The following is a 16,826-nucleotide window of genomic DNA, read 5'->3' as shown; positions in this document are numbered from 1 at the left end:
TGATCCGCATGCGTCAGTTTTCAGAGGCAATTCTATTTGTTATCAATGCCTTATGGATTTCCAATACCATGAGGCGGGCGATTTGGCTGTCATGGTACTGAGCCAGAGACATGGCATCAAGCAGCGGAATGCCCTTTTCCATGCCATGAAAAATTTCTTCTTGGACGTGCTAAACGGTGCCAGACAATGCAGCACCAAAAAACAAAAAAGCCCGCAATTACGCGGGCTTAGCTGCTATTTCATGCTCTTTGGTGCCGGTATTTACCAGACGCCAAATTATTCCCACTCGATTGTGCCCGGAGGCTTCGAGGTCACGTCATAGACCACGCGGTTGATGCCGCGTACTTCGTTGATGATGCGGGTTGCCGCATTACCAAGGAAGTTCATGTCGTAGTGGTAGAAATCGGCGGTCATGCCATCGACCGAAGTCACTGCGCGCAGGGCGCAGACGAATTCATAGGTGCGGCCATCGCCCATAACGCCCACGGTCTGGACCGGAAGCAGAACGGCGAATGCCTGCCAGATGGCATCGTAAAGACCAGCCTTGCGGATTTCATCAAGGTAAATCGCATCGGCTTCACGCAGGATTTCAAGTTTCTCGCGCGTGATGCCACCTGGGCAGCGGATCGCGAGACCCGGACCCGGGAATGGGTGACGGCCGATGAAGCTGTCCGGCAGGCCAAGTTCCTTGCCGAGCATACGCACTTCGTCCTTGAACAATTCGCGCAGCGGCTCGACCAGCTGCATTTTCATGCGCTCTGGAAGACCACCGACATTGTGGTGCGACTTGATCGTAACCGAAGGTCCGCCGGTAAAGGAAACGCTTTCGATGACGTCGGGATAGAGCGTACCCTGCACGAGGAAATCCGCGCCGCCGAGCTTCTTGGCTTCTTCTTCAAACACTTCAATGAAGAGACGGCCAATCGTCTTGCGCTTCTTTTCAGGATCGGTTTCGCCTTCCAGCTCGCCGATGAAACGATCAGCAGCATCAACGAGAATGAGCGGCAGATTGTAATGTTCGCGGAACATTTCAACGACCTGCGCAGCTTCGTTTTTGCGCATCAGACCGTGATCGACGAGGATACAGGTCAGCTGATCGCCAATGGCTTCATGCGCCAGAAGGGCTGCAACGGAGGAATCGACACCGCCGGAAAGCGCGCAGATAACCTTGCCGCTACCAACCTGCTTGCGGATCGCTTCGACAGCCTGTTCGCGGTAAGCGCCCATCGTCCAGCCTGGCTTTACACCGACAATGCGATGAACGAAGTTTTGAAGAAGCTTTGCGCCATCTGGCGTGTGCACGACTTCCGGATGGAACTGCACGCCGTAATATTTGCGCTTTTCATCAGCGATCGCTGCAAATGGTGCGTTTGGCGAGGTACCAATGATGGTGAAACCATCTGGCAGCGATGTTACGCGGTCGCCGTGGCTCATCCAAACCTGATGGCGTGTGCCCTTGGCCCAAATACCGTCAAACAGTGGGCTGTCCGACTGCACGTCGAGGAACGCACGACCGAACTCGCGATCATGGCCGCTTTCGACCTTGCCACCCAGCTGGGCGCACATGGTCTGTTCGCCGTAGCAGATACCGAGAACAGGGATGCCTGCGTCAAATACAGACTGCGGAGCACGCGGCGATCCGATATCGGTCGTCGAGTGCGGGCTACCCGAAAGGATAACGCCCTTCGGTGCAAGCCTTTTGAAAGCCTCTTCCGCTGACTGGAAAGGGACGATTTCACAATAGACGTTGGCTTCGCGCACGCGACGCGCAATCAGCTGCGTGACCTGGCTGCCAAAGTCGATGATAAGAATAGTGTCAGGATGTGCCGTGGTGCTCATGCGCAGCATCTAGATAAAAAGTGCCGGAAATGCAATGGACGAAGTGCCATGTTTCAACAATCGCGCATCGAAACAGCACCTATACTGACATATCCTTGTCAGGAAGTGTCAGCTCTCCTTCCAAAAGAGCCGCCTCCAATTGCTCAACGACACCAGCAATTTTTTCGTCAATGACATGGAGATACTCGGTCCAGTCACCGACATGACGCAATTCGCGCGCACCATCGGATATGCCACGCAGGCCGATAAGCCCTACGCCGAATGTCTGGCAGACGCGCAAGCAGGCAAATGTTTCCATATCGACCATGTCAGCATCGATATCGTCATAGGCTTTGCCGGAAACGATATTCGCACCTGTTGAAAGCGTAGCTGTTGGCAAATTCGGCATCAGGCAAGGCAGCGCAATCGATTTTGGCAGATCAAGAAATGGCGTGCGACCTTTCTCAAATCCCAGTGGTGAAGCATCCATGTCACGGTAGGCAACTGATGAGACCTGATAAACTTCTGTCTGTTCAAGCTTTGCTGATCCGGCAGAGCCGATAGAAATCACGAGATCAGGCAATTCGCCCTGCTGTTCCAGCACCGCCAGAACGCGCGTCAGATTGATCGAGGCTTCCACCGGCCCGACACCAATCATCAACGGCAAAAAAAGAGAACTTAAATACGGACCATATTCGGCTTCTGTAGCCATCACATACAGAAGACGTTTATCTGCAATCGTTCTGATCATCCCTGTAGCCCCTTGCGATCTTGAACAACCATCATTGTGCCTGTCATGGTCGCGATGAGACGCACTTCCGTGTCTGTGACAGCGAAAGCCTGTCCATCACTGACCATAATCGTTCGTCCGGGCTTGGTGACTTCGCCTCGGAACAGAAACCGATCACCTCTGCCTGGGGCGAGCAGATTGACCTTAAACTCGATTGTAAGCACCGCAGCCTCGGAAGGCATAAGGCTGAGTGCCGCATAACCGCAGGCCGAGTCCAGCGCTGCGGAAATGATACCTGCATGGAGAATGCCGTGCTGTTGTGTCAGCTCTTCCCGAAACGGCATCTCAACTTCTACAATACCGGGCTCGCAGCGGGTAAGCTCTGCACCGATCAACTTCATGGCTGCCTGTCGACCGAAACTTTCTTCGACGCGCTCCTTAAAATCAGGCTCCGCAATTCTGTGCGCTGGCATAAAGCTCCCTGAAGTCAGCCTCGTTTATGTAGAACACTCACATAAAACCCATCTGTGCCCGTTGACAATGGGGAAAATACACTACCTCGAGCCGGGAAAACAGGGGCAGTATCGCCAGCATCAGGAACAACGGCATTCCAGAGTTCGCGAGGCGAAGCTTCTTCGAAATTGCTGTTTTCAGCGAGGAAGCGCTCGACCTGCCTCGTATTCTCTTCCGCAAACAGCGAACAGGTTACATAGACCAGCCTCCCACCCGGCTTTACATAGTGTTTTGCGGCTTCCAGCACTTCATGCTGATCCTGCATACGACGTTCGAGCTGTTGATCGTTGAGACGCCATTTTGCGTCCGGCCTGCGCCGCCATGTACCTGAACCCGTGCACGGCGCATCGGTCAGCACGAGGTCCATGCGCTCGATCAGTGGTGCCAGCGCATCAAGATTGCCATGTATCTGCGTGTTGCGAACACCTGCACGCTGCAAGCGGTCGTTCATTGGCGAGAGGCGGGCGCGCTCAGCATCGTAAGCATGGACCTGCCCGCTGTTCTGCATGGCTGCTGCCAGCGCCAGTGTCTTGCCACCAGCGCCCGCGCAATAATCCAGCACTTGTTCGCCGGGTTTCGCACCCGCAAACAAAGCAGCGAGCTGCGACCCCAGATCCTGCACTTCAAACCAGCCATCAAGGAATGACTGATCCGTCTGGACATTGGGATGACGGCCAAGCGCTTCGATGGGCGGAATACGCAACGCCTGATTAATCAGCGGAGCCTTCGCAACGCCTGCTTTTTCCAATGCTTCGATGACGGCTTCTGGTTTGGCCTTGAGCAGATTGACGCGCAGATCAACCGGCGGGCGTGTGGAAAGAGCCGCAGCTTCTTCCACCCAGCGCTCACCAAACAGCTCTTCAAACGAAGGCACGCACCATTCAGGCACATCTGCACGAACATAGGCAGGCGCATCTGCAACATCGCGGCTTTCCCAAGCCTCGCGGCGGGCTGCTTCAATCACTTCCGGCGCAAATTTATCGCCGTCAAGCGCAGCATCAATTGCAGCGAAATCCATGCCGCCTTCGGAGACCAGCGCGCCAAAGGCCAGCGCGCGTGCATCATCTGCATCCATGCGCCAGGCGATGGATAGTTTTCGACGCAACGCATCATAAACAATATTGCCGATGACGGCACGATCACCCGCACCGGCAAAGCGGTGCGATGCACCCCAATCCTTCAGTGCATCGGAAGCCGGGCGCTTGCCCGCTTCAATATCGTTCAAAATCTCGATTGCCGCCTGAAGGCGTCCGCCAAGCCGCATTGCTGCTCCTTCATATTTGTTAAGTCGGGCATAGCCTTCATTGATGGGAAAAGGCAATCGGCAATTAGACCGTGTAGCGTTTTTACTGACCTTTAAATCAGAATGTGATTCCTTAAACTGATCCAGTTTTAAGGATGATGTTCTGAATGCAAAAGCAAAAAGCCGGAACAACTGTCCCGGCTTTTTAGATTGAACACTCTAGCGCTTACTCGGCTGCGGCGGTTGACTCTTCTTCAAGAGCGATCGTATTGGCTTCATAGCCATGCGCCTTTTTGAGCGCCGCCCGTACACCCGCTTCATAATCCGGATGGATGAGCTTGAAGTGGCCCAGCTGACGTTCAACGATGAAGCCCGGAACACCCGTCATTGCAGCGGCAATGTTGGAGAACAGGCGCAGCTTCTGGCCATCATCGAACAGGTTGAACAAAGCACGCGGCTGCGAATAGTCATCATTACCAATGCGATGATTATAACGATCTGCATTGCCGGTAATGCGCAGCGGTGGTTCCTTGGCTGATGGCTGCTCAACCGGACCGTTGAACGAGTTCGGCTCGTAATACGCATCCGGATTACCCGTTGCGATGCCGCCAAAAGTATTCATCTGACCATCGCGGTGATAGTGATGCACAGGGCATTTCGGCTGGTTCACCGGCATGTTTTCATAATGCGTGCCTAGACGATGACGATGTGCATCGGCGTAGGAGAACAGGCGAGCCTGCAACATCTTGTCCGGCGAATAGCTGATGCCCGGTACGATGTTCGACGGCGAGAATGCAGCGTTTTCAATCTCGGTGAAGTAGTTTTCCGCATTGCGGTTGAGCTCCATCACGCCAATATCGATTGGCGGATAGTCAGCATGTGGCCACACCTTGGTGAGATCGAACGGATTGTAAGGCGTTTTGTCGGCGTCCAGTTCCGGCATAATCTGCACCTGAACCTTCCACTTCGGGAATTCGCCCTTATCGATGGACGTGAACAGATCTTCCTGCGTGGACTCACGCGTGCGACCGATCACATGCTCGGCTTCTTCATTCGTCCAGTGCTTATGGCCCTGCAGGGTCTTGAAGTGGAACTTGACCCAGTAGCGCTCGCCCGCATCATTCCAGAAGGAATAGGTGTGCGAGCCATAACCGTTGATGTGACGCACATCTGTTGGCAAACCGCGATCAGACATGAGGATTGTCACCTGATGCAGACTTTCTGGCGAAAGCGACCAGAAATCCCACATAGCAGTAGAAGAACGCAAATTAGTCTTGGGATGACGCTTCTGGGTGTGGATGAAATCCGGGAACTTCAGCGGATCACGCACGAAGAAGACCGGCGTGTTGTTGCCGACCAGATCCCAGTTGCCTTCTTCGGTGTAGAATTTAAGCGCAAAGCCGCGAACATCGCGCTCAGCGTCAGCAGCACCCTGCTCACCGGCAACAGTCGAGAAGCGCGCCAGCATTGGCGTCTTCGCACCCGGCTGCAATGCCTTGGCTTTGGTATATTTCGAAATATCGCCAGTGATGGTCAGCGTGCCGAATGCACCCCAACCCTTGGCATGAACAACACGTTCCGGAATGCGTTCACGGTTCTGATGCGTCAGCTTCTCAATCAGCTGATAATCCTGCAGCAAGACAGGACCGCGCTCACCGGCGGTAAGGGAATTCTGGTTATCCGGAATAGGCGCACCAGCGCTTGTGGTCAAAATCGGACGGTCTGCCATGGGAATTTCCCTCCTAAAATAAATTGGTCGATCCAGCATTCAGCCTGGCTTTTGGCATGAGCAGCCCCGCTGCATCACGCTCTGGCTGGGTAACGAAGGCAGTTTAGACTTGTTCCAATAATAATCTCCAATTGCTTTTTGTGTTATTATTGATAGGATTTTCTTATCATGTTTACGATCAGACAAATGCGCTATTTCGATGCGCTCGCAAGCACCCTGCATTTCAGGAAAGCGGCTGAGCTGGCACATATTTCGCAACCTGCTCTCTCAGCACAGATTGCCGAAATGGAGGCTGTGGCGGGCGCATCCCTATTTGAGCGCTCGCAACGTAAAGTCATTATGACAGAGCTTGGCCGCGAGTTGCTGCCCGGCATTCGCACCATCCTGAAAGAACTTCATGCGCTTGAGGAAATTTCAGCGCAGAGCAAAGGGCTGCTGCAAACGCAATTGCGGCTGGGCATCATCCCAACAGTAGCGCCCTATCTGGTGCCGCATCTCATCCCGCTATTGCGAGACCGCCACCCGTCATTTCGCCTGCAATTGCGTGAAAGCGTGACAGCCAAGCTTCTCGACGAGCTTCACGCGGGCGAGATTGACGCCATCGTCGCTGCCCTTCCGATCATCGATGATCGCCTTGCACATCAGAAGCTTTTTGATGATCGCTTTCTGATCGCCACCTCCAGCAATGACCAGACGATCCTGTCCTCGCCCATGACGCAAGATAATGTTGCACTCGATCGCCTGCTATTACTTGAAGAAGGCCATTGTATGCGTGATCAGGCGCTGGCGGTTTGCTCGCTGCCACCACAGCGCCAGCTGGTCAAATACGGCGCGACCAGCATGACGACGCTTTTGCAGATGGTCAGCCATGGCATGGGTCTGACGCTGATCCCCGAAATTGCAGTGCGTGCTGAAGCGCGCAGCAATCATATGCGGATTGTGCCATTTGATGGTGAGCAGCCAAAACGCGAGATCGCCCTGTTCTGGCGCAGGCAAAGCAAACGCCGCAAGGACTTTCAGGCGCTTGCTGATTGCATTGTCGAAAGTGCAGGCCATCTGCTCATTGACGATGCGGAACTTGCCACACTGGCATGAAAAAGGCGGCCGTAAAGGCCGCCTTGATAAACCATTACATCCGGTATGGTATTACATGCCGCCCGGATAGTTCGGGCTTTCACGGGTGATCGCTACACCATGCGAATGGCTTTCGCGCAGACCGGCATTGGAAATACGCACGAAGGTTGCCTTTTCGCGGAATTCTTCCAGCGTCTTTGCACCGACATAGCCCATGGAAGCGCGCAGACCGCCAGCGAGCTGGTGCAGAACTGCCGAGATCGGCCCCTTATAAGCGACCTGACCTTCAATGCCTTCAGGAACGAGCTTCAGCTCATCACGGACTTCAGCCTGGAAGTAACGGTCTGCCGAACCGCGCGCCATGGCGCCAACCGAGCCCATACCACGGTAGGATTTGAACGAACGACCCTGATGCAGATAAACTTCGCCCGGGCTTTCTTCCGTACCGGCCAGCAATGAGCCAGCCATTGCAGCAACTGCGCCAGCGGCCAGTGCCTTGGCGAAATCGCCGGAGAACTTGATACCACCATCTGCGATCACAGGAATGTTGTGCTTGTGTGCAGCTTCGACAGCCGACATGATCGCCGAGAGCTGTGGCACGCCAACGCCTGCAACAATGCGCGTCGTGCATATCGAACCCGGTCCGATACCAACCTTGACCGCATCTGCACCCGCATCGATCAGCGCCTGTGTGCCGCCAGCGGTGGCAACATTGCCTGCAAGAATAGCGACATTCGGATAAGCCTTCTTGATGCGAGCAACTGCATCAAGAACACGCTGCGAATGACCATGAGCCGTATCGACCACGAGAAGATCAACGCCAGCATCGATCAGGCGTTCAGCACGTTCATAACCATCTTCGCCAACGCTCGTTGCGGCAGCAGCGCGCAAACGGCCCTGCGCGTCCTTCGCAGCATTTGGATTGAGCTGCGACTTTTCCATGTCCTTGACGGTAATCAGACCAACGCAACGGCCCTTATCGTCAACGACCAGCAGCTTTTCGATGCGATGCGCATGAAGAAGACGCTTGGCTTCGTCCTGATTGACGTTTTCGCGAACCGTGATGAGATTCTCACGGGTCATCAGTTCATAAATCTTCTGTGCCGGATCAGATGCAAAGCGCACATCGCGGTTGGTCAGAATACCGACGAGACGGCCCGGACCCTTGGTAGCGTTTTCAACAACCGGAATGCCGGAAATGCGATGCGCCTTCATAAGCGCCTGTGCATCGGCAAGTGTTGCGTCCGGTCCGATGGTGACAGGGTTCACAACCATACCGGATTCAAACTTCTTCACCTGACGGACTTCTTCAGCCTGACGTTCAGGGGTGAGATTGCGGTGAATAACACCAATACCGCCAGCCTGTGCCATTGCGATAGCAAGGCGCGATTCCGTGACCGTATCCATAGCGGCAGAAAGGAGTGGCAGGTTGAGTTCGATGTCTGCAGCAATGCGGGTGCGCAGATCAACCTGACCTGGCATCACTTCGGAATGGCCCGGCTGCAACAACACATCATCGAATGTGAGAGCGAGAGCGCCGGTGGGCGATTCCACGATTTTAGCCATTGCCAATTCCTTTGAATAAGAAAAGCCGCCTCTCCGGAATATGTTCGGGAGCAGCGACGTGTCTGGGTTACTAGGTTGAATTGGCACCGGCTGGTAACATGCTTATGACCAAATGGAAAGTCTTTTACTTACAAGTTTCAGTTACTGATAACGATTTCCATGATAAATCCTTCCCATAATTAAAGCGATTAGCCCGAAAGGGGCATTATGCGTAAATCGTATAGACGTGTTCCGCTCATTCGCCGGTCACGAGCCATGTGGTTGTCGTCACGCTTGTGGAAGCCAAGACTGGTATTCTGGTGCGGCGCAATTGCTATCGGATTGATCAGCGTTGGCTTTGCCCAGGCGGCAGATATTGCTCAGGACTGGTTCAAAGCAATCACCCACAGCAGCGAGAGTGGCTGGCGTAACTGGCTGCCACTCATCATCACGCCGCTTGGTTTCATGCTCTGTTCGTGGATCGCATTGCGTTATTTTCCCGGCTCCGGCGGCAGCGGTATTCCGCAAGCAATAGCGGCACGCCATCTGACCGACCCCGAAGACCGTTCATTATTGCTTTCCATCAAAGTGGCTTTCGGAAAAATCCTGCTGACAATTATGGGGCTTTTTTGCGGAGCATCTATCGGGCGTGAAGGCCCCACCGTCCAGATCGGCGCATCGATCATGTTACAATCCGCCCGCTTTGGCGGCATGGAACAAGCTCGCGGCCTGATCCTTGCGGGCTCAGCAGCAGGCATCGCGGCAGCTTTTAACACGCCGCTTGCGGGCATCGTCTTTGCCATTGAAGAAATGGGGCGTGCCTATGCTGCACGGACCAACGGGCTGGTTCTATCAGCTGTGATCCTTGCTGGCCTCGCATCACTTGGACTGGTTGGAAACTATAATTATTTTGGCCTGACAACCGTCACCGTTACCACACACATTGAATGGGTCTTGGTAATCGCCTGTGGCGTTATAGGCGGTGCCTTGGGTGCAATCTTCAGTGCACTGGCGCTGAATATTGCCAAGCAAACACGTCGGTTGATGCAGAAAGCACCATTGCGTAATAGCATCCTTTTTGCTGGCACATGCGGCTTTATCATTGCAATTGTCGGCATAGCATCAGGTGGAGCCACCTTTGGCACCGGCTATGATCAGGCTCGCAGTGCAGTTGAAGGCCTTTCACTCCCGCCCTTCTACTTTATAGAAAAGTTTCTTGCGGGACTGCTTTCCATGGCTTCCGGCATTCCCGGCGGTATCTTTGCGCCTTCGCTTTCAGTCGGCGCTGGCCTCGGTAGCACAATCGGTCTCGTGCTGGGAACGAGTGCCAGCCTTGCCGCGGTTTTAGGTATGGCCGGATACTTCGCCGGTGTCGTTCAAGCCCCGATGACAGCCTTTGTCATCATTCTGGAAATGACCGGTAACCATAATAATGTCATCCCGCTTATGTGCGCTTCCATGCTTGGCTATGGTACGGCACGGCTCATTTCGCATGAACCGCTATATCATGCATTGTCGCGCACTTTTGTGGCCGACGTGCTTCGTCAGCGTCGCGCAAAAGATAGAGCCTAGCGGCCTTTTTAATTCCAACATTTGCTCAGCACACGAACCGAGAGAAGCAAATGTTGGAATCAGGCCAGTAAATTTTTGAATCTGGTGAGGTTTGCGGATTTGAAGTTCTTAACCGTAAGTGCGACACAAATGATGGGAGCTTCAAATCTATAGTACTTGAGCGTCGAGCGCCCTCCTGGGCGCACAAAGGTCGCTCCAACACTCTATATTTACAGCATAATTTTACTTACAACTGATTCAATTTTAAGGAATTATGCTGTAATTATCGACTGATTATTCATTTCAGGGGGAGAAAAAATGGACAGACGTACATTCGCAAAAACGCTTGCAGGGCTTGGAACAATGCCCTTCATAGTCGGTCAGGCATCAGCGGCAGGTAGGGGAGACCAAGATATGCTGGAACTTATGGGCGGAAGCATCAGTGATGTTCCGGGAATCAAACTCGGCCATCACACGCTGACAAAGCGCCCGACAGGCTGCACGGTTCTGCTCTGCGAAGAAGGTGCAACTGCTGGCGTCGATGTGCGCGGCTCAGCCCCCGGAACCCGCGAAACCGACCTTCTTGACCCCATCAATTATGTTCAGCAGGTACAGGCCATTCTGCTATCTGGTGGCAGTGCCTATGGCTTGAGTGCCGCGACTGGCGTTATGCGCTATCTTGAAGAGAATAATCTCGGTTTCAAGATCGGCAAAGGCGTTGTGCCAATTGTACCAGCAGCGATCCTCATGGATCTCGGCGTCGGTGATTTTTCCATCCGCCCCGATGAAGAGGCGGGTTATCTTGCCTGTAAGGCCGCGAAAGCAGAAGCATCCGGCGAAGGCAATATCGGTGCAGGTGCAGGTGCCACCGTCGGCAAAATGTTCGGCATGGACTACGCCATGAAAGGCGGCCTCGGCACGGCAAGCTACAAGGTGCCGGGCACCGAAGTCGTGGTCGGCGCGATTGTTGCGGTCAATGCTGTTGGCGATGTCTATGCGCCCAATTCGCAGCAAATTCTAGCGGGCGCGCGTAATGAAGACGGCAAGGGCTTCCGCAATATCATGGATTCGATCATGCAGGGTCGCAATGTCGTCAAGTCTGGCGGCGCCAACACCACCATTGGTGCAATTGCAACCAACGTCCCTTTCAACAAGGCAGAACTTAAGAAAATCGCCGGTATGGCGCATGATGGCTTTGCGCGAACGATTAACCCGATCCACACAATGTGGGATGGCGATACCATCTTTGCGCTCTCGACAGGCAAGGCAACTGGTGTTGAAGCTGATGTAACGGCTATTGGTGCGATTGCCGCAACCGTGATGGCACAGGCCGTTGCCCGTGCGGTGACGCAGGCTGAAAGTCTGCCAGACCTAAACCTGCCCGCCCATCGGGATTATGTTTAGAGCGCATCCCGAAAAGTGCGAAGCGGTTTTCGGAAAAAGATGCGCGTAAAAATAATTGGATAGAGCATTTCCAATGACTCAATCAAAACAGGAAATGCTCTAGAGCGCCGATCTGATCCAATCAGATCAAAGCCCGCTCTCAAGCATAAGTCCTATTGGATTGAAACGAGGGTCGACCTGATGGAAAGGGATCGATCCTCCAAACGGAAAGTTCTCGATAACCACATCAACACGCAGCAATTGAAACAGTCCGCAATATACGCGATAGGAGAAGTCGCAGTAGATTGATTTTCATCTGAAAAACGGGGTCGGGCACGGTATGACAGGCAATTCCCTCAAATTCGGCACAAGCGGCCTTCGAGGCCTAGCAACCGAGCTCAACGGATTGCCTGCCTATGCCTATTCGCTTGCTTTCGTTAACATGCTGGCAGCAAAAGGCAGCATGCATCCGGGCGATAAGGTTTTCGTCGGCCAGGACTTGCGGCCCTCCAGCCCCGACATTGCAGCCCTCACAATGGGCGCCATCGAAGATGCCGGTTTCAAGCCTGTCGATTGCGGCGTGCTACCCACCCCAGCTCTCAGCTATTTCGCGATTTCGCAGAACGCGCCCTGCATTATGATCACTGGCAGTCATATTCCGGATGATCGCAACGGGCTTAAATTCTATCGTCGCGATGGCGAGATCGATAAGGATGATGAAGCCGCAATCAGCGTGGCCTACGCAAAGCTTCCGGCAGACCTTGCACCACGCAAAGCAACAAATCTTCCCGTAAGCGCAGAAGCGCTCGACGCATATGCAAAACGCTATACCAAGCTTCTTGAAGCAAAAAGCCTTTCCGGTTTAAAAGTCGGCGTTTATCAGCATTCGTCGGTTGCACGCGATCTTCTGATGAAAGTCCTCAATGAATTGGGCGCTGATGCGGTCGCTCTGGGCCGTTCCGATGTTTTTGTACCTGTCGATACGGAAGCGCTGCGCCCTGAAGATATTCAGCTCCTTGCGAACTGGGCCAAACAGGATCGTTTTGACGCCATTGTCTCGACTGACGGTGATGCGGATCGTCCACTGATTGCCGATGAGCACGGTGAATTTGTGCGAGGCGATCTTGTCGGCGCGATTACGGCGGCATGGGCTGGCGCTGATACAATCGTCACACCCGTAACGTCGAATGCAGCACTGGAAGAATGCGGAAAATTTGCCCGCGTGCTGCGTACCCGCGTCGGCTCGCCCTATGTCATTTCAGGCATGGAACAAGCTTTGAGCGAAAAAGCCAATGCAGTCGTCGGCTTTGAAGCCAATGGTGGCGTGCTTCTCGGCAGCACGGTTGAAAAATCAGGCCATGCACTTTCAGCGCTGCCGACACGCGATGCGCTTCTGCCTATTCTGGCCTGCCTTTGCACGATGAAAGAAACGCAGAAACCTCTTTCTGAAATCGCGAAAAGCTATGGGTTCCGTGTGGCCTTGAGCGATCGGCTGCAGGACGTACCGCAGGAAAAAAGCGCGGCCTTTCTTTCCGTCATTACGCAGGAAGACGCGCGCATTCATCTTTTCCCGACCAGCGATAACGTTATACGGCTTGAAACAATCGACGGCGTGAAGCTGTTTTTTGCGTCAGGCAATGCGGTGCATTATCGTGCATCAGGCAATGCGCCGGAACTTCGCTGTTATGTCGAAGCCTCTGATGCAGAACAGGCCGCAAAACTATTGACCATGGGACTTGAAATCGCCCGCAACGCAACGAAGGATGCAAACAGCAAATGAGCTTTATTCCGGTTATAATTAGCGGTGGCTCAGGCTCCAGACTTTGGCCGCTTTCGCGTGACGCACATCCCAAGCCATTTATCGAACTGCCTGATGGCGGTACGCTGATCGGCAAAACCTATGCGCGCGCGTCGCATCTTGATGATGTGGATCAGATTCTCACTGTCACCAACCGCGATTTTCTGTTCCTGACGCTCGATGCCTATGCTGCTGCCGGCGCACGCAAAATCGAAAATACGTTTTTGCTTGAGCCGCTTGGGCGGGACACGGCACCGGCTGTGGCACTCGCCGCCCTTCAGGCGGTAGCTGCTTATGGCGAAAACACCGTCCTTCTGGTCATGCCTGCAGATCATCTGATCGAAGATGAAGCCGCATTTGCTGAAGCCGTCAGCAAGGCCCGCTCCATTGCCGAAACAGGCCGTATCGTCACCTTCGGCATCGTACCTGATCATCCGGAAACAGGCTTTGGCTATATCGAAGTTGACGGTACCGATGTTCTTCGTTTTGTCGAAAAGCCCGATGAAATAACCGCTCAGTCCTATGTGGACGGTGGTCGCCATTACTGGAACTCCGGCATGTTCTGCTTCCAGGCAGCCACAATGATTGCCGCCATGCAGGTTCATGCACCAGAAGTCTTTGCTGGTGCAAAGGCAGCCCTTGAAGCAGCCCGTCGCGGAAGCAACGGCGAAACCAAAACGCTTGAGATTGCCAAAGATCAGTTTGCGGCCACACCTGCCATTTCCATCGACTATGCCGTCATGGAAAAGGCGCAGAATATCGCCTGTATCCCGGTTTCCTGTGGCTGGTCAGACATTGGTTCATGGGCTGCAATGGCCGACCTCGTGACACCGGATGCTGAAGGCAACCGCCTGCGTGGCGAAACAGTGCTCGAAGATACAACCGACAGCTTCGTTCTTTCGGAAACACGTCTCGTCAGCCTCGTCGGCGTTCACGACCTGTTGGTTGTCGATACGCCGGACGCGCTGCTGGTCGCCCATCGCGACAAAGCACAGGACGTCCGCAAAGTGTTCAACAAGCTTCGTGCGAAGGGCCATGAGGCTGCGAAACTGCATCGCACCGCGCATCGTCCTTGGGGAACCTATACCGTTCTCGAAGAAGGCGATGGCTTCAAGATCAAGCGCATCGAGGTGAAATCAGGCAGCCGCCTCAGCCTTCAGGCGCATCATCACCGTTCCGAACACTGGATCGTTGTTTCAGGCACAGCCAAAGTCACCAATGGCGACCGGGAAATCCTGCTGACGACCAACCAGTCGACCTATATTCCGTGCGGCTTCAAACACCGTCTGGAAAACCCTGGCATTCTGCCGCTGGTACTGATTGAAGTGCAGAGCGGAGAATATCTGGGCGAAGACGACATCGTTCGTTTTGACGATGTTTACGGTCGCACCTGATCCAAAGCGTGTTACGCGAATTGTGATCTGGATCATTAGAGCGCCGTGCGCCCTTCCGGGCGCACAAATGGTGGTTCTTCGCGCTCGCGAATCCGCTATAGTCGCTGCATGACGATCCAGCACTTAAGTGAAACCATTATCAACCAGATTGCCGCTGGCGAGGTGATTGAACGCCCTGCCAGCGTAATCAAAGAGCTAGTCGAAAACGCTATTGATGCGGGCGCAACCCGTATTGAAGTCGTAACGGCCGGTGGCGGCAAGACACTGCTGCGTGTCACGGATAATGGTTCAGGCATTCCGTCAAATGAATTGCCACTGGCGGTTTCACGGCATTGCACGTCGAAGCTGACCGATGATGTGCATGATATCCGCGCGCTCGGTTTCCGTGGCGAGGCCCTGCCCTCAATCGGCTCCGTGTCTAAACTGACACTGAAATCCCGCCCACAGGATGCGGAATCAGGATTTGAGGTTGCAGTCAATGGCGGACATCTGGACGGCCCTCGCCCGTCAGCACTGAACCGCGGCACCATCGCAGAAGTGCGCGATCTCTTTTATGCGACGCCTGCACGTCTCAAATTCATGAAGACGGACCGCGCCGAAGCGACAGCCATTACCGATGTCGTAAAGCGCATTGCCATCGCTTTCCCGCATGTCAGGTTTTCGCTGGCAGGCACTGACCGGACGCCGCTTGAACTTCCGGCAACCGGCACCGGCGCTGAAGCCACGCTTGAGCGGATCGGGCAGATTCTCGGTAAGGAGTTTTCCGAGAATGCGCTGCATATCGATGCCGAACGCGATGGCATCCGACTGGCCGGATTTGCCGGTATTCCCTCATTCAATCGCGGCAATGCACTGCATCAGTTTGCCTATGTGAATGACCGCCCTGTTCGCGATAAGCAGATTTTCGGGGCGCTGCGTGGTGCTTATTCCGATGTCATCGCACGCGACCGCCATCCAGTGGCAGTTCTCTTCCTCACCCTTGACCCTGCCCTTGTCGATGTCAATGTGCATCCCGCCAAAGCAGACGTGCGTTTCCGCGATCCGGGTCTGGTGCGCGGCCTTATCGTAGGCGCGATCAAGCAGGCGCTTTCACAATCCGGCATCCGCCCGGCAACCAGCGGCGCAGAAGCGATGTTGCAGGCGTTCCGTGCAGAGGGGTTTCAACCGCGCCCTGCAACCAACAATTATGCAGCGCCGGCGTGGCGTCCAACGACAACAGCCACTCCGAGAACCGAATGGTCGCCGCAGACGGCCCATCCGGCGCATAAGCCGCTTGAATTTGATAGCCCGCTTGCGTTTCATGAGGACGAGCAGGCTACGATTGCAACTATCACAATGCCTGCTGCCGATGCACGCGCGACAATCGCTGAAGCGTCGGTCGAGCAGATGCAGAAGCCGCTGGGTGCAGCACGCGCTCAGATTCACGAAAATTATATCGTCTCTCAGACCGAAGACAGTCTTGTGATCGTTGATCAGCACGCGGCACACGAACGGCTTGTCTATGAAGCCTTGAAGAATGCGCTGCATTCGCGTCCGATCGCAGGGCAAATGCTGCTTATTCCAGAAATCGTCGATCTTCCCGAAGAGGATGCCGAACGGCTCGCAGCGCATTCCGAAACGCTGGCAAAATTCGGGCTTGGCATAGAGCAGTTTGGCCCCGGTGCTATCGCAGTCCGTGAAACGCCCGCCATGCTGGGCGAAATGAACGTGCAGCAGCTCATCCGCGATCTGGCCGATGAAGTTGCCGAACATGATACGTCCGATGGTCTCAAAGCTATGCTCAACCATGTTGCGGCGACTATGGCGTGCCATGGTTCCGTGCGCTCGGGTCGTCGTTTAAAGCCTGAAGAAATGAACGCGCTTCTGCGCGACATGGAGGCAACGCCCGGCTCCGGCACATGCAATCACGGACGCCCAACCTATATTGAGCTGAAGCTCACCGATATTGAACGATTGTTCGGAAGGCGCTAGAACATTTCTGAGATTAGAGCGCCTTTCGATCTGTCTCAATCAGATCGGCGCTCTAAAACCTATTTACACGAAGCATA

General features: G+C 54.3%; 12 protein-coding genes. 6 read left to right on the top strand and 6 right to left on the bottom strand.

The window, feature by feature from the left end; translation table 11 throughout:
* Positions 1-276 precede the first annotated feature (276 nt).
* From guaA to katA, 5 genes are all read right to left on the bottom strand, one after another.
* Positions 277-1,839: a glutamine-hydrolyzing GMP synthase gene (gene guaA, locus RT142_RS20895; RefSeq protein ID WP_007878120.1), complete on the bottom strand. Its 1,563-nt coding sequence runs from the start codon at positions 1,837-1,839 to the stop codon at positions 277-279.
* A 79-nt stretch (positions 1,840-1,918) separates the two neighbouring features.
* Positions 1,919-2,569 (bottom strand): 5'-methylthioadenosine/S-adenosylhomocysteine nucleosidase, encoded by a 651-nt coding sequence (locus tag RT142_RS20890; RefSeq protein ID WP_007878118.1) that lies wholly within the window; start codon positions 2,567-2,569, stop codon positions 1,919-1,921.
* Entirely contained in the window at positions 2,566-3,021 is a 456-nt protein-coding gene (locus tag RT142_RS20885; RefSeq protein ID WP_079213520.1) for a PaaI family thioesterase, read from the bottom strand. The genes RT142_RS20890 and RT142_RS20885 overlap by 4 nt, the downstream gene beginning before the upstream one ends.
* 14 nt (positions 3,022-3,035) lie before the next feature.
* A complete protein-coding gene (locus tag RT142_RS20880) occupies positions 3,036-4,325 on the bottom strand; it encodes an RsmB/NOP family class I SAM-dependent RNA methyltransferase (protein WP_079213519.1) in 1,290 nt (429 codons plus the stop codon).
* A 205-nt stretch (positions 4,326-4,530) separates the two neighbouring features.
* A complete protein-coding gene (gene katA, locus RT142_RS20875; protein WP_007878112.1) occupies positions 4,531-6,033 on the bottom strand; it encodes a catalase KatA in 1,503 nt (500 codons plus the stop codon).
* Between the two features lie 168 nt (positions 6,034-6,201).
* On the opposite strand from katA, the gene RT142_RS20870 reads away from it, so the two are divergent.
* On the top strand, positions 6,202-7,128 hold the full coding sequence (locus RT142_RS20870) for a hydrogen peroxide-inducible genes activator (protein WP_207441833.1): 927 nt from the start codon (positions 6,202-6,204) through the stop codon (positions 7,126-7,128).
* Positions 7,129-7,179: 51 nt separating this feature from the next.
* Here RT142_RS20870 and guaB read toward each other — a convergent pair whose 3' ends face one another.
* Positions 7,180-8,673: an IMP dehydrogenase gene (gene guaB, locus RT142_RS20865; protein WP_079213516.1), complete on the bottom strand. Its 1,494-nt coding sequence runs from the start codon at positions 8,671-8,673 to the stop codon at positions 7,180-7,182.
* Positions 8,674-8,880: 207 nt separating this feature from the next.
* Here guaB and RT142_RS20860 point away from each other — a divergent pair, with 207 nt between their 5' ends.
* The 5 genes from RT142_RS20860 to mutL all read left to right on the top strand — a co-directional run bounded on the left by RT142_RS20860 (position 8,881) and on the right by mutL (position 16,749).
* A complete protein-coding gene (locus RT142_RS20860) occupies positions 8,881-10,224 on the top strand; it encodes a chloride channel protein (protein ID WP_313031215.1) in 1,344 nt (447 codons plus the stop codon).
* A gap of 297 nt (positions 10,225-10,521) precedes the next feature.
* Complete coding sequence (locus RT142_RS20855; RefSeq protein WP_007878102.1) at positions 10,522-11,607, top strand: P1 family peptidase; 1,086 nt, start codon at positions 10,522-10,524, stop codon at positions 11,605-11,607.
* Between the two features lie 319 nt (positions 11,608-11,926).
* Positions 11,927-13,366 (top strand): phosphomannomutase, encoded by a 1,440-nt coding sequence (locus RT142_RS20850; RefSeq protein WP_151563100.1) that lies wholly within the window; start codon positions 11,927-11,929, stop codon positions 13,364-13,366.
* On the top strand, positions 13,363-14,778 hold the full coding sequence (locus tag RT142_RS20845) for a mannose-1-phosphate guanylyltransferase/mannose-6-phosphate isomerase (RefSeq protein WP_313031213.1): 1,416 nt from the start codon (positions 13,363-13,365) through the stop codon (positions 14,776-14,778). Before RT142_RS20850 ends, RT142_RS20845 begins: the two co-directional genes overlap by 4 nt.
* A 108-nt stretch (positions 14,779-14,886) precedes the next feature.
* Positions 14,887-16,749: a DNA mismatch repair endonuclease MutL gene (gene mutL, locus RT142_RS20840; RefSeq protein WP_313031210.1), complete on the top strand. Its 1,863-nt coding sequence runs from the start codon at positions 14,887-14,889 to the stop codon at positions 16,747-16,749.
* Positions 16,750-16,826 lie beyond the last annotated feature (77 nt).

It is taken from the genome of Brucella sp. (assembly GCF_032066345.1).
GTDB lineage: Bacteria > Pseudomonadota > Alphaproteobacteria > Rhizobiales > Rhizobiaceae > Brucella > Brucella pseudogrignonensis.
The sequence above is the reverse complement of the archived record's forward strand: the minus strand, read 5'-3'. Positions and strand labels throughout refer to the sequence as shown.